Origin of the sequence: Curtobacterium pomorum (assembly GCF_044497295.1) — a bacterium.
Lineage (GTDB): Bacteria > Actinomycetota > Actinomycetes > Actinomycetales > Microbacteriaceae > Curtobacterium.
On sequence record NZ_CP172409.1, the window covers coordinates 111558 to 124269 of the forward strand.

At 71.0% G+C, this 12712-nt stretch carries 15 protein-coding genes; 6 read left to right on the forward strand and 9 right to left on the reverse strand.

Annotated elements, in window-relative coordinates:
• Positions 1-41: 41 nt before the first annotated feature.
• Entirely contained in the window at positions 42-1352 is a 1311-nt protein-coding gene (locus ACGH48_RS00495) for an MATE family efflux transporter (protein WP_396289784.1), read from the reverse strand.
• Positions 1353-1558: 206 nt separating this feature from the next.
• Here ACGH48_RS00495 and ACGH48_RS00500 point away from each other — a divergent pair, with 206 nt between their 5' ends.
• Positions 1559-2062: a GNAT family N-acetyltransferase gene (locus ACGH48_RS00500; protein WP_396289785.1), complete on the forward strand. Its 504-nt coding sequence runs from the start codon at positions 1559-1561 to the stop codon at positions 2060-2062.
• A gap of 18 nt (positions 2063-2080) precedes the next feature.
• Here ACGH48_RS00500 and ACGH48_RS00505 read toward each other — a convergent pair whose 3' ends face one another.
• Positions 2081-2584, reverse strand: coding sequence for a hypothetical protein (locus tag ACGH48_RS00505; protein ID WP_396289786.1), 504 nt, complete (start codon positions 2582-2584; stop codon positions 2081-2083).
• Between the two features lie 124 nt (positions 2585-2708).
• On the opposite strand from ACGH48_RS00505, the gene ACGH48_RS00510 reads away from it, so the two are divergent.
• Positions 2709-3116, forward strand: a complete 408-nt coding sequence (locus ACGH48_RS00510) for a hypothetical protein (protein ID WP_396289787.1) — start codon at positions 2709-2711, stop codon at positions 3114-3116.
• A gap of 92 nt (positions 3117-3208) precedes the next feature.
• Complete coding sequence (locus ACGH48_RS00515; protein ID WP_396289788.1) at positions 3209-3466, forward strand: BRCT domain-containing protein; 258 nt, start codon at positions 3209-3211, stop codon at positions 3464-3466.
• Positions 3467-3624: 158 nt separating this feature from the next.
• On the opposite strand, the gene ACGH48_RS00520 is transcribed toward ACGH48_RS00515, so the two are convergent.
• The 3 genes from ACGH48_RS00520 to ACGH48_RS00530 form a co-directional block, all read right to left on the reverse strand.
• Entirely contained in the window at positions 3625-4437 is an 813-nt protein-coding gene (locus ACGH48_RS00520; protein ID WP_396289789.1) for an isocitrate lyase/phosphoenolpyruvate mutase family protein, read from the reverse strand.
• Between the two features lie 22 nt (positions 4438-4459).
• Positions 4460-4861 (reverse strand): hypothetical protein, encoded by a 402-nt coding sequence (locus tag ACGH48_RS00525; RefSeq protein ID WP_396289790.1) that lies wholly within the window; start codon positions 4859-4861, stop codon positions 4460-4462.
• A gap of 180 nt (positions 4862-5041) precedes the next feature.
• Complete coding sequence (locus tag ACGH48_RS00530; protein ID WP_123311121.1) at positions 5042-6379, reverse strand: uracil-xanthine permease family protein; 1338 nt, start codon at positions 6377-6379, stop codon at positions 5042-5044.
• Between the two features lie 81 nt (positions 6380-6460).
• Between ACGH48_RS00530 and ACGH48_RS00535 the strand changes: the two genes are divergently transcribed.
• Both ACGH48_RS00535 and ACGH48_RS00540 read left to right on the forward strand, forming a co-directional pair.
• Positions 6461-8425 (forward strand): M13 family metallopeptidase, encoded by a 1965-nt coding sequence (locus ACGH48_RS00535; RefSeq protein ID WP_396289791.1) that lies wholly within the window; start codon positions 6461-6463, stop codon positions 8423-8425.
• Positions 8425-9363 (forward strand): serine hydrolase, encoded by a 939-nt coding sequence (locus tag ACGH48_RS00540; RefSeq protein WP_396289792.1) that lies wholly within the window; start codon positions 8425-8427, stop codon positions 9361-9363. Before ACGH48_RS00535 ends, ACGH48_RS00540 begins: the two co-directional genes overlap by 1 nt.
• 42 nt (positions 9364-9405) lie before the next feature.
• On the opposite strand, the gene ACGH48_RS00545 is transcribed toward ACGH48_RS00540, so the two are convergent.
• Positions 9406-9825 carry a GNAT family N-acetyltransferase gene (locus ACGH48_RS00545; RefSeq protein WP_396289793.1) on the reverse strand — a complete coding sequence of 140 codons (420 nt, stop codon included), beginning with the start codon at positions 9823-9825 and terminating at the stop codon, positions 9406-9408.
• Between the two features lie 33 nt (positions 9826-9858).
• Positions 9859-10542 (reverse strand): DUF4232 domain-containing protein, encoded by a 684-nt coding sequence (locus ACGH48_RS00550; protein WP_396289794.1) that lies wholly within the window; start codon positions 10540-10542, stop codon positions 9859-9861.
• 99 nt (positions 10543-10641) lie between these two features.
• Here ACGH48_RS00550 and ACGH48_RS00555 point away from each other — a divergent pair, with 99 nt between their 5' ends.
• Positions 10642-10917 (forward strand): hypothetical protein, encoded by a 276-nt coding sequence (locus ACGH48_RS00555; RefSeq protein WP_396289795.1) that lies wholly within the window; start codon positions 10642-10644, stop codon positions 10915-10917.
• Between the two features lie 3 nt (positions 10918-10920).
• Here ACGH48_RS00555 and ACGH48_RS00560 read toward each other — a convergent pair whose 3' ends face one another.
• Positions 10921-11358 (reverse strand): NUDIX domain-containing protein, encoded by a 438-nt coding sequence (locus ACGH48_RS00560; RefSeq protein WP_396291146.1) that lies wholly within the window; start codon positions 11356-11358, stop codon positions 10921-10923.
• On the reverse strand, positions 11355-12677 hold the full coding sequence (locus ACGH48_RS00565) for a glutamyl-tRNA reductase (RefSeq protein ID WP_123311109.1): 1323 nt from the start codon (positions 12675-12677) through the stop codon (positions 11355-11357). The genes ACGH48_RS00560 and ACGH48_RS00565 overlap by 4 nt, the downstream gene beginning before the upstream one ends.
• Positions 12678-12712: the final 35 nt, after the last annotated feature.

Consider the following 12712-nt stretch of genomic DNA (forward strand, 5'->3'; position numbering starts at 1 on the left):
CGGAGCCACCGGCGCAGAGGGCCCATCAGGAGCAGACCTGCTCACCGCGCGAGCGCCTGTTCCACCCAGCCGCGCCGGTGGGCTCGCACCCCGAGCGTCACCGCCCGGACCCCGATGTACCCGAGGGCGAACGCCGCCCACAGCCCGGCGAGCGTCCCGCCGGCCCACCACAGCAGCGGCAGGTACACGATCAAGTTCACACCGCCCGCGATCGCCAGGTACCGCGCATCGCCGGCCCCGATCAGTACCCCGTCGAGTACGAAGACGTACCCGGCGACGGGCATCCCGACCGCGATGAGCACCAGCACGACGGGCAGGGCGTCCCGCACCGCCTGCGAGTCCGAGAACACCGGCCCGAGCAGCCCGCTCACGGCCAGGGTCAGCACGCCGAGCAGCACACCACCGGCGATCCCGAGCAGCACGAGTCGCCTCGTCACCAGGCGCACCCGCTCCGGGTCACGCCCGCCGAGTCCGTGCCCGACGAGCGCCTGCCCGGCGATCGCCAGGGCGTCGAGCGCGAACGCCAGCGTCGAGAACACCGTCAAACCGACCTGCGTCGTCGCCAGCCCGGTGGTCCCCAACCCGGCAGCAGCCCCGACGGTCGCGAGCATCGCGATCCGCAGCGACGCGGTCCGCAGGAACAGCCAGGCGCCCGAGCGCAGCGCCCGAGCGACGCCCGAGGCGCCGGGTCGCAGCGGCGCGCCCGACGACCGAGCGGCCCGCACCGCGATGCGGACGTAGACGATGGCCATCGCCCACTGCACGATGACCGTGCCGGCGGCGGACCCCTCGACGCCCCAACCCGCCCCGTAGATCAGGAGGGCGTTGAGCAGTCCGTTCGCGACGAACCCGACGGTCGCGACGACGAGCGGGGTCTTCGTGTCCTGCAGCCCACGGAGCAGCCCGGTCGAGGCGGTGACGACCAGGATCCCGGGCAGCCCGATGAGCGAGACCGTCAGGTAGGCGGTCGCTGCCGCCGAGACCTCGGGCGACGCACCGAACAGGTCGACGAGCGGACCGGCGAGCGGCCACCCGACCAGCGCCAGCACCACCCCCAGCACGAGCGCGAGCCACATCCCGTCGATGCCCGCGTGCACGGCTCCGCGACGGTCGCCACCGCCGAGCGCGCGCGCCACGGCCGGCGTCGTCGAGTACGCCAGGAACACCAGCAGCCCGGTCACGGTCGACAGCACGGCACTCGCGAGCCCGACGGCCGCGAGGGGCGTCGCGCCGAGGTGGCCGACGAGCGCGGTGTCGGTCAGCAGGAACAGCGGCTCGACCACGAGCGCGCCGAGCGCCGGCACCGCCAGCCGCACGATGTCGCGGTCGACCGCGCGGCGCTCGGCGGTCACAGCGGGTCGCGTCGGTCGGTGCACCGACCCATTCTGTCGGCGATGCCGACCCGTCGTGGTCGGCAGGCGGGGTGAGCGCGACCCCGCGACGGACTGGAGGCCCGTGGCGGCGTCGACCCGGGCCTCCGGTCCGGTGGTCCCACGTTCGGTGGTCGACGCGGCACATCCGCCCTGCGAGATGCGCCGCCTCCTTGTGATACTTGGACATGCTCGAGTTGGTGCGACCGCAGACGACGTACGCCGAGGCGTGGGCCGAGGCGCATCGTGAGTGGGGCCCTGGCCCGCACGAGGACGGCTTCGGCATCACGCCGCAGGACGACGTCGACGATCAGGACGGCTTCCGCACCTGGGTCCACCGGCTGCACACCCGGGCCGGCGCGCACTGGTGGATCGTCGAGGACGGTCGGGTGCTCGGCGGCATCGCGCTGCGCTCGCCGGGGGATCCGAGCGTGCCGCGGATGGGCCACGTCGGCTACGGGATCCGTCCGTCGGACCGTGGCCGCGGTGTGGCGACGTGGGCGCTGGGACAGGTGCTCGCACACGCGTCGCGGATCGGCATCGACCCGGTCCTCGCGGTGTGCCGCGACGACAACGTCGGCTCGATCGCGACCCTGGAACGCTACGACGCGACCCTCGTGTCGACCGAGCGACGCGGGCCCGTGCGCCTGCGGCACTACGCGATCTCGAAGTCCCACCGACGTCCCGGGTAGCGGAGCCAGCAGGGACCGTCAGCAGCGCCGCGCCGCCACGCCCGTCGAGACGGCGGGTGCGAAGGGCCAGTCCGCCGGGTAGGCGAGTGGCACGGCCACGATCTGCACGTCGTCCTCGTAGGTGGTCCTCCCCGGACGGTCCGTCCGGAGCTCCACCCACCCGACGCCGTACCGATCGAGCAGATCCAGGTACTCGGCGCTCATCGTGAGCAGGTCCGCGACACCTGTCCTGAACCAGGATCGCGCTCCCGGATGACGGATGTCGTCGAAGCACCCCGGCTCGACGGTCGAGTTGCGGCTGCAGCCTTCATCGCGCACGAAGATTGGCGAACGGACCCCGACGCGGTTCCGGGAACCCGGAACGCGGGTGTCGACAAGTCTCGCGTGCACATCAGCGTGTGGAGCGGGTACGAGGCCCGGTGGGACCTGCTCGCCCAGCCGACTGCTGCTGTGCCGGTCATGTTGCCCGCGCGGTTCGAAGACCTCGCCTTCGGCGATCGCGTCGGACTCCCAGAGGGGCACCCTTGGCTCTTGAACCGTCCAGTTTGGGCGGACGCCTGATTCCGTCGGCGCACCTTTCGGAAGCATCGCCGCATCGATCGAGGCCAGGTCCGTCGTCGGACGGTTCGCTTGATACGTTCGCCACATGGAGAGCGTTCGACATGCTGAGCTGATCGCAGAGCTCGAGGCGTCTCGTGCCGAGGAATGGGGCCCGAGGGCTCTGCTCGCATGCCTCCGGAAACTCCGCGACGGCGGCCCGACCGAGGCGGCAACCGTCGTCGTGCACGACGCCTGGGCCACAGCTGACGAGTTCCGCGTCGTCTACGACTCCCCGTGGCAAGGTCCTCGCGTCGGGATCATCCGCAACCGGTGGACGACGGTCGACCGCACGGACGCCTACGCAACCGGCGACCAGCCGACTCCAGAGGAGTTCGGACAGGAGGTCGCGGACTTCAACATCGGCGAACCACTTGGCGCTTACCTCGACATCCTCGATTTCGACTCCGCTGGCCTGGGCTGGTGGGGCCACATCCCGTTGCGCAGCCGACGCTGATCACTCTGCACTCGCTCGACTGTCGGCGACACTCGAGCGATGACCGGACACTCCAGTCGCCTGACCCGGCGCACCGCCTGTTCGGAGAGGTGGTGTGCTTCTCTGGCGACCTCGACAGTTACACCCGCACCGAGGCGCAGACGCTCGTCGCTTCGTTCGGAGCGGTCGTCTCGGGCAACGTGACCAAGAAGACCACGTTGGTCGTGATGGGCGGCTTCGACCCCGCGACGCTGCGCCCCGGAACCTCTCTCAGCGGGAAGGTCCAACGAGCGAAGGACCTCGCCGCCACGGGCCAGACCATCGAGATCGTCACGGAGCAGACGTTCCTCGAGATCGTCGCCGTCGCGTAGCCCGAGCTCCGGCGCATTCCCGGGAGATGGGATCGAGCAAGTTCCCGGTCTGGGTGATCAGAACCCAGTTCCCGTCCTCGGCTGACGTCGTGACGGACCGGAGGCCCGTGGCGGCGCCGCCACGGGCCTCCAGTCCGGTGGTCCCGCGTTTCGCGGGTTCAGTCGCGGACGACCTCGTTGATCGCGGCCCAGCCGAGCGTCGGCGGTGCCGAGACCACAGCACCCGGCGCACCGAACATCTGTGCAGCCCAGTCGCCGGCGACGCTGTACGCAGCTTCGGCGATGGCCGATCCCGCGCTGACCCGGCTCGCCCCCGCCCGTGCGAGGTCACCGATCGACAGGGTCCCGGGCCCGAACGCGACGTTGAGGGGCAGCTCGATCGCGTCCACGAGCATCGAGATCGTGGCGGCCGACAGCGCTCCGAGCACGAAGACGCCACTGGCGCCGGCCCTGGCGTAGGCGGTCGCACGGGTGAGCGTCTCCTCCGCCCAGGCGTCACTGCCGGGCGTGCCCAGCAGGTGGGTGTCGATCCGAGCGTTGACGAAGAGTGGGATGCCGGCGTCATCCGCAGCCTGGCGGGCTGCGCGGATGCGGTCCTCCTGTTCCGCCACCGGACGGCGGGAGTCCTCGATGTTCACGCCGGAGACGCCGAGCTCGAGGAACGCGGACACGGTCGAGACGACGTCGCCCGGTGTCTCGCCGTACCCACGCTCGATGTCGGCGGTGAACGGGACGTCGACTGCCGCCGCGATCGGCCGCACGGCGTCCAGCGCGCTGTCCCGGGTCAGATCGTTGCCGTCCCGGTGGCCGCGTGACCAGGCGACGCCGGCGCTCGTCGTCGCGATCGCACGCGCTCCGGCCGAGAGGACGATGCGTGCGGACGCGACATCCCACACGTTGGGCAGGACGACCGGTGCGCCGAGGACGTGCATCGCGGTGAAGGTGCGCGTGCGCTCGAGGTGCGTGCTCATCGTGCAATCTCAGCACACCGGCTCAGAACGGCCAGTCCGACGGGTGGGTCAGCGGCACTGCCACGATCTGCACGTCGTCTTGGTAGGCGATCCGTCCGGGGCTGTTGGTCCGCAGCTCCACCCACGCGACTCCGTACCGGTCGAGCAGGTCGAGGTAGTCCGCGCTCATCGTGAGCAGGGCCGTGGCACTCGTCCGGAACCAGGATCGGGCTCCTGGATTGCGTGCCTCGTCGAAGAGCCGCGTCTCCACGGTCGAGGGGTCCAGGTACAGCCCCTCTGCTCGCTGGTTCGCGGCGACCAGCCAGCGGTCGTCGGTGTCGGAGAGGGCTCCGGCCGCGCGCAGACCGTTGGTCAGCGCGAAGATCCCGGGGAAACGACCACGTCGGTTGGGCACCGCGCTCTGGTAGCGGACGAAGTCGGTCACGGTCCGACGCTAGCCCCGTCGCGGTCGTGACCGCATGACTGGGCGTGGGCGCCAAGGCAGGCCCACGTCGTCGACGTGCGTCATGACGGACGGGAGGCCCGTGGCCGTGTCCGCCACGGGCCTCCCGTCCGGTGGTCCCACGTGCTCAGGCGACGGATCTCGTCCAGCCGCCGTCCTGCGTCAGTCGGCGCGCGGCTCGGCGGGGACGCCGCCGGTGGCGGCGTGCGCATCCTCCGAGGCAGCGGGCGTCGCCTCGTCGGTGCCGCGCGCCCGCCCGATCAGGTCCATCAGGTGGTAGACGACGATCGCGGCGATCGTGCCGAGGATGATGCCGCCGAAGCTCGCCTGCCCGAACGCGAACGTGAAGTCCGCGATGCCGATGATGAGCGCGATGCCGGCGGTCAGCTGGTTCTTCGGCTTCGAGAAGTCGACACGGTTCTCGACCCAGATGCGGATGCCGATGACGCCGATCAGGCCGTACAGGGCGGTGGTCGCACCGCCGAGCACGCCGGCGGGGACCGAGGAGATGACCGCACCGATCTTCGGGGAGAGGCCGAGCAGGACGGCGGCGATCGCGGCGACCCAGTACGCGGCGGTGGAGAAGACGCGGGTCGCGGCCATGACACCGATGTTCTCGCCGTAGGTGGTGGTGGCCGAGCCGCCGCCGACTCCGGCCAGCACGGTGGAGACGCCGTCGGCGAAGAGCGCCCGGCCGGTGAGGGGCGTGAGGTCGCGGCCGGTGAGCTGCCCGACGCCCTTCACGTGGCCGACGTTCTCGGCGACGAGCGCCAGGACGACCGGCACGAACGCCAGGTAGATCGCGAGCTGCGACGGGTCGAACGCGGGAGCGGTGAACGTCGGCAGGCCGATCCAGGCGGCCTCGCCGACCTTCGAGTAGTCGACCTGGCCGCCGATGAGCGCCGCCACGTAGCCGACGAGCACACCGATGACGATCGACAGACGACCGATCAGCCCCTTGAACAGGACGGTGACCAGGATGATCGCCGCGAGGGTGATGACCGCGACGACCGGGGCCGCCGTGAAGTTGTCCTTCGCCGCGGGCGCCAGGTTGAACCCGATCAGGGCCACGATCGCACCGGACACCACCGGGGGCATCAGCCGGTCGATCCAGCCGGCGCCGGCCAGGTGCACGACGAGCCCGACGATCGCGAGCAGCGCACCGACGACGATGATGCCGGAGAGTGCGAGGGGGATGCCGCCGATCTTCGTCGCCGCGCCGATCGGCGCGATGAACGCGAACGACGATCCGAGGTAGCTCGGCAGCCGGTTTCCGGTGATGAGCAGGAACAGGATCGTGCCGATGCCGCTGAACAGCAGGGTCGTGGACGGCGGGAAGCCCGTCAGCAGCGGCACCAGGAAGGTGGCACCGAACATCGCGACGACGTGCTGCACGCCGAGACCGATCGTCCGGCCCCAGGTGAGTCGTTCGTCCGGTGCCACGATCGTCGTCGCGGAGACGGTCTTGCCGTCGCCGTGCAGCTTCCACGGAAGTCCCATGCGATGACCGTACCGGCAGCCGTCCACAGGTGACGACGCACACCGACCTGCTGCATGGCGTCGGTGGCTATCGTGGACCGCATGACCGACGTCGCACGTGCCTCCGGCATCCACACTGACGAACTCGACCCAGCGGTGCGCCCCCAGGACGACCTGTACCGCCACGTGAACGGCACCTGGATCGCCGAGACGCCGATCCCCGACGACAAGGCCCGCTACGGCTCCTTCACGGTGCTGGCCGAGGCCGCCGAACTCGCCGTCCGCGAGATCATCGAGCGCTCGCAGCAGGCCGCACCCGGCACCGAGGAACGCAAGGTCGGTGACCTCTTCTCCTCCTTCACCGACGAAGCCCGACTCGAGGAGCTCGCCACGGCGCCGATCGAGCCGCTGCTCGCCGAGATCACGGCCATCGAGTCCGTGCCCGAGCTCATCGCCACCGTCGGACGCTTCGAGCGCCTCGGTCTGCCGAGCTTCCTGCAGCTCTTCGTCGACAACGACCCGGGCGACCCCGAGTCCTACGTCGTGTTCCTCGAGCAGTCCGGTCTCGGGCTGCCCGACGAGTCCTACTACCGCGAAGAGCGCTTTGCCGACATCCGCACGAAGTACCGCGAGTTCGTCGCGGCGATGTTCCCGCTCGCCGGGTTCGAGGACGGCGGCGACCGCACCGAGCACGTCATCGCGCTCGAGACCGCCCTGGCGTCGAAGCACTGGGACAACGTCACCACGCGCGACAGCCAGAAGACCTACAACAAGCTGCCCTGGGCGGAGGTCGCGGCGCTCGCCGAGGGCATCGACCTGCAGACGTGGTGGCAGGCCATCGACGCGCCGGCCGGTGCGTTCGAGACCGTCGTCGTGCGCGAGCCGTCGTTCATCACGGGCCTGGCCGAGCTCCTGCGCGACCAGCCGCTCGAGGTCTGGAAGGACTGGCTGCGCTGGCAGGTCATCCGCGGCTCGGCCGCGTACCTGACGAGCGCGTTCTCGGCCACGAACTTCTCGTTCTACGGCACCGCCCTCACCGGGGCGCCGAAGCAGCGCGAGCGTTGGAAGCGCGGCGTCTCCCTGGTCGAGGGCGCGATGGGTGAGGCCGTCGGGCGGATCTACGTGCAGGAGCACTTCGACGAGTCCTCGAAGGCGAAGATGGACGACCTCGTCGCCAACCTGGTCGAGGCGTACCGGCAGAGCATCACGGCGCTGGACTGGATGACCGACGAGACCCGAGCACGTGCCCTCGACAAGCTCGACAAGTTCACGCCGAAGATCGGGTACCCGGTCAAGTGGCGCGACTACTCGGCGCTGCCCGTGACGGCCGACGACCTGGTGGCGAACGTCCGCGCCGTCGCCTCGTTCCAGGTCGACCGCGAGCTCGGCAAGATCGGCAAGCCGATCGACCGCGACGAGTGGTTCATGACGCCGCAGACGATCAACGCGTACTACAACCCAGGCTTCAACGAGATCGTGTTCCCCGCGGCGATCCTGCAGTTCCCGTTCTTCGACGCCGACCGCGACGCCGCCGCCAACTACGGCGCGATCGGGGCCGTCATCGGTCACGAGATCGGACACGGCTTCGACGACCAGGGGTCGCAGTACGACGGCGACGGCAAGCTCGAGAACTGGTGGACCGAGGCCGACCGCACGGCGTTCGAGGAGCGCACGAAGGCCCTCATCGCGCAGTACGACGCACTCGTCCCGACCGAGGTCCCGGACGGGCACGTCAACGGCGCCCTGACGATCGGCGAGAACATCGGCGACCTCGGTGGCCTGTCGATCGCGTGGAAGGCGTACCTGCTGTCGCTCGACGGCCAGGAGCCCCCGGTCGTCGACGGCCTGACCGGTGCCGAACGGTTCTTCCTGAGCTGGGCGCAGGCGTGGCAGATGGCGATCCGTCCGGAAGAGGCGGCACGTCTGCTGCAGATCGACCCGCACTCGCCGAACGAGTTCCGCTGCAACCAGGTCGTCCGCAACATCGACGTCTGGTACGACACGTTCGGCGTGACCGAGCAGGACGCGATGTACCTCGACCCCGCCGAGCGCGTCGCGATCTGGTGATGGTGGAGCCGGACGCGGCTCGGTCGTCACGCCGTCGGCGGCCGGGGGACCGCTCAGGTGGTGGCGGTCGGGCCCGCGGCCGGCACAGCGGTCGGACGGACGACCGCTTCGGCGCCACGGTCGAGGCCCTCGGTGCGCTCGCCGTCGACGGCGCCGGGGTCAGCGCCTCGGTGATCGACACGTCGTCGGGCAAGGCCCTGCTCGCGGTCGACGACACCCTGGTGCAGCCCGTCGCGAGCCTCGGGCGCGTGCTGCTGCTGATCGAGGTCGCGGCGCAGCTCGAGGACGGCCGTCTGCACGGTGACCGTCTGCAGCGCATGGCGCGGGACACCGCGACCGGTGCCGGCCTGTGGCAGTTCCTGCAGGAGCCGACGATGCAGGTGCCCGACCTGGCGACCCTGGTCGGCGCCACCGGTGACACGTGGGCGATGAACGCGCTGCTGTCGACGGTCGGCATCGACTCCGTCCGTGAGCGTGCGGAGTCGCTCGGCATCGAGCGGACCGCGCTGATCGACCGGGTGCGCGACCGTCGTGGCCCCGACGACGCCCCGGACGCCTCCGTCGCCCCGACGGGCGAGCTCGCGTGGGTGATGCGCGGGCTGGCGCTCGGCGAGGTCGTGGACGAAGCGGTCTCGAACCGGGTGCTCGGGTGGCTGTCACTGGCGAGCGACCTGAACCTGGTCGCCGGCTCGTTCGGCCTCGATCCCCTGGCACACCGTGCGCTCGACCACGGGTTGCAGGTCGTCGCGGTCACCGGGTCGAGCACGGGCGTCCGCGCCGAGGCGGGGATCCTCCGCGGTCCGGGCTCGTCGGTCAGCTACGCCGTGACGGTGACGTTCGACGACGCCTCGTTGCAGCGGCGTCTCGCGGTCATCGAGGCACTCCGCACCATGGGTACCGAGGTGCTCGAGGCCGTGCACGCTCCCGCCCGCCGCTGACCTCGGCGGGCGCAGTCCAGCGTCGGTCCGGTGTCGTTCCGCTCAGCGGAGCAGGACGAACGACCGCAGCGGCTGCGGCTCGACGTCGTGCACCTCGACGAACCCGCGCGACTCGTAGAACGCACGCTGGCCCGGTTCGGCGTCGGTCAGCAGGACGGTCTGCCGCACGTGGGAGTACCGATGCAGGACCGCGTCGAGCAGTGCGCCGCCGACGCCGGAACGATGCGCCGACGGCACAACGAGCACGTCTTGGACGCACACGATGGTCTGGCCGTCCGAGATCGTCCGCAGCAGACCGAGCAGCTGCCCGTCGTCATCACGGGCGGTCACCACGGTGTGCGACCCCGCGACCGCTGCGCGGAGGGCCTCGGGATCACGGGTGTAAGCGGTCCACCCGACGGCGTCGTACAGCGCCACGAGCTCCGCCGTACCGGGTCGTTCGTCCCTGATCGTGAACGTCACGGCTCCATGGTGCCCGACCCGCCGATGCGTCCGCTACGACGTCGCCTGCCCCTCGGGCACCAGCGCCTGCACCGACAGCAGCGACGCATCGGCGGACGCGCACGCCTGGTAGTCGGCGTTCTTCACGAACAGCGACTGCTTCGATCCGGGCGGGTACACGCGGAAGCCGTCCGGGGTCTTCGGCGAGCAGTCCGCCGTCGAGTAGTTCCCGGCCTGGACGATCTTGAGCGGTGCCACGGCGGTCTGCCCGGCGGCCAGGGTCACGGTCGGGTGCGGAGAGCTCTTCTCCTGTGTCGCCGCGGCACCGATCTGGGTGCCGTTGCCGCCGCCGACGAACGAGACGCCCGGCCAGCCCTGCAGCGTGCAGGTCGTCGAGCCGGTGTTCCGCAGTGCGAGGTGCACGATGACGCTGCCGGCTGCTCCTCCGCTGCCCGGCTCGATGCTGGCGGCGAGCGACGACGCAGCGCACCTGCTGCTGGCCGCAGAGCCGGAGCCCGAGCCGTCCGACCCGGTACCGGCTGACGCCGAGGCGCCGGACGACGGTGTCGCGGAGGACGACGACGCCGACGAGGACGAGGAAGCGGACGGCGACGGCGCGGGCGCCGTGACGGTCTCGGTGGCGGAGGGTTCCCCGCCGGAGGCACAACCCGCCAGCGCCCCGACTGCGACGAGCCCGGTGACGGCGAGCAGGAACTTCGATCGGCTGCTGCGTTGCATGGTGCACAGGCAACCACCACCGGGAGTTCGAGGTTCGGTCGGCATCCAGGGACCGCGAGCACACTCCGGAGGCAGGAACCCGAGCAGCGGAGGTCGGACATGACGGGCAAGCACGAACAGGCACGTGGCGACGAGGGTCGCGCGGACGGGGTCGAGACCCGCGCAGGCGCCTTCACGGACAGCGACATCCCCGGCGAGGAGCACGTCGCGACGACGGAGCCGGTCGGCGAGTTCGTCGCGAGCGACATCCCGGGCGAGGCCCGTCCGGATTCGAGTGGCCCCGACGGTGAGTACGTCGAGTCGGACATCCCCGGCGAGGCCGAACCGACGCAGGACGGCGAGACCGGCCACTACGTCGACAAGGACCAGGCCTGACGACTAGTCGATGCGCTCCGCCGCCACCAGGCGGCGGAGCGTCTCCACGCCCGCCGGCGGGCAGCGACCGGCGTCCGCCGAGGTGACCCACTCGACCTCGTCGACCTCTGCCGAGGCGACGGGCGTGGCGGCGTCCAACGGGCCTCCCGGTCGGACCAGGAACAGGGTCATCGCGACCATGGTGCCGGGCGCCTGCCCGTGGGCGGGTTCGAGGACGACGCCGAACGGGTCGACGTCGTCGGCGGTGACCCGCAACCCGGTCTCCTCGTGGGCTTCACGGATGACGGCGTCGACGTCGGTCTCGTGCGGCTCGGCCTTGCCGCCGGGCAGGTAGAGCACGTCGCGCGATCGCGCGCGCACCATCAGCACACGCCGGTCACGGATCAGCAGGAGCGCACTGACACGCAGCGTGGGTGGTTGCGAGCCTGTCTGGAGGCTCAGCTCGCGTCCGCCTGGTCGTCGCGCTCCGAGACGGTCGGGTCCAGGGCGGTGCGGTCCGCGAGCGGGACGACGGGCGCCGGCAGCTCCGCCTCGGGCTCGGGCCGCACGCCGAACAGGGCGTCGATGGCCCCGACGAACTCCTCGCCACGACCGGCGCGGCCGAGCTCACGGGCCCGGACGGAGGGGCGGTGCAGCAGGACGCCGACCAGGTGCCGGAGCGCCCGCTCGGTGTGCTCGGCGGACTCGCCGTCGGCGTCGCCGCGGCGCTTGGCGCGGTCGATCTCGTCGTCGAGGATGTCGAACACGTGCTTGCGGAAGGCGACGAGGGCCGGGGTGGTCGACTGCTCGAGCGCCTGCGCCCGGAAGCGGGAAACGGCGTCGTCGACCATCGCGCGGGCCTCGGACTCGGCGTTCAGCTCGGAGATCGGGGCGTGCAGGCTGATGGTCTCGAGGTCGAGCAGCTCGACGCCGTCCACACCGGCGGCGGCCGGGTCGACGTTGCGGGGGAGTCCGAGGTCGATGACGATGCGGCGGATGCCGTCGTCGAGGTCGGCCGGCGCGACGACCGGCACCTCGCTCGACGTGCAGGTGATCACGACGTCGCTGGTACCGATCGCGTGACGCAGGTCGCGGGCGGCGACGAGGTCGTGCTTCGCGGCGAACCAGGCGGCGCGGCCCGAGGGCGAGAACACCTGGATGTGCACGGCGCCGCGATCGCGCAGGGCCGCGATGGTGGTGGCCGCGTAGCTGCCGGTGCCGATCAGGAGCACCCGGGTGTGCGCCCAGTCGGTGACGCGCGACGAGGCGAGCTGCAGGCCGAGGCGGACGAGCGACCGACCGGCGGCACCGATCCGGGTGCGGGTCTTCACGCCGCGCGAGGTGTGGGCGGCTTCCTGGAACAGCCGCTCGAGGTCCGAGGTGGTGGTGCCGTTGCTCCGGGCGTCCTCGAGCGAGCGGCGGACCTGGCCGGAGATCTCGGTCTCACCGACGACGACGGACTCGAGCCCGCTCGACACGGCGAACAGGTGCTGCACGACGTCCTTGCCGCCGAGCACGCTGACCGAATCGCGCAGTTCGGTGGCGTCCAGGTCGCTCGCGGCCGCCACGGCCTGCACGGTGGCGGCGACGGCTGAGTCGCGGTCGTCGCCGGCGATGTCGAGGTACGCCTCGAAACGGTTGCACGTGGCCAGCACCACTGCACCGTCCAGGACGTCGGAATCCGTCACGAGGTGGCCTGCTGCGGCCGGGGCAGCGATGCTCAGTCGCTCCAAGAGGTCGAAGCTGGCGTTGCGATGCGACGCCGTGAGACAGATGAGCACGTAGCCAATGGTAACGCGCTCGATGGGACAATCAT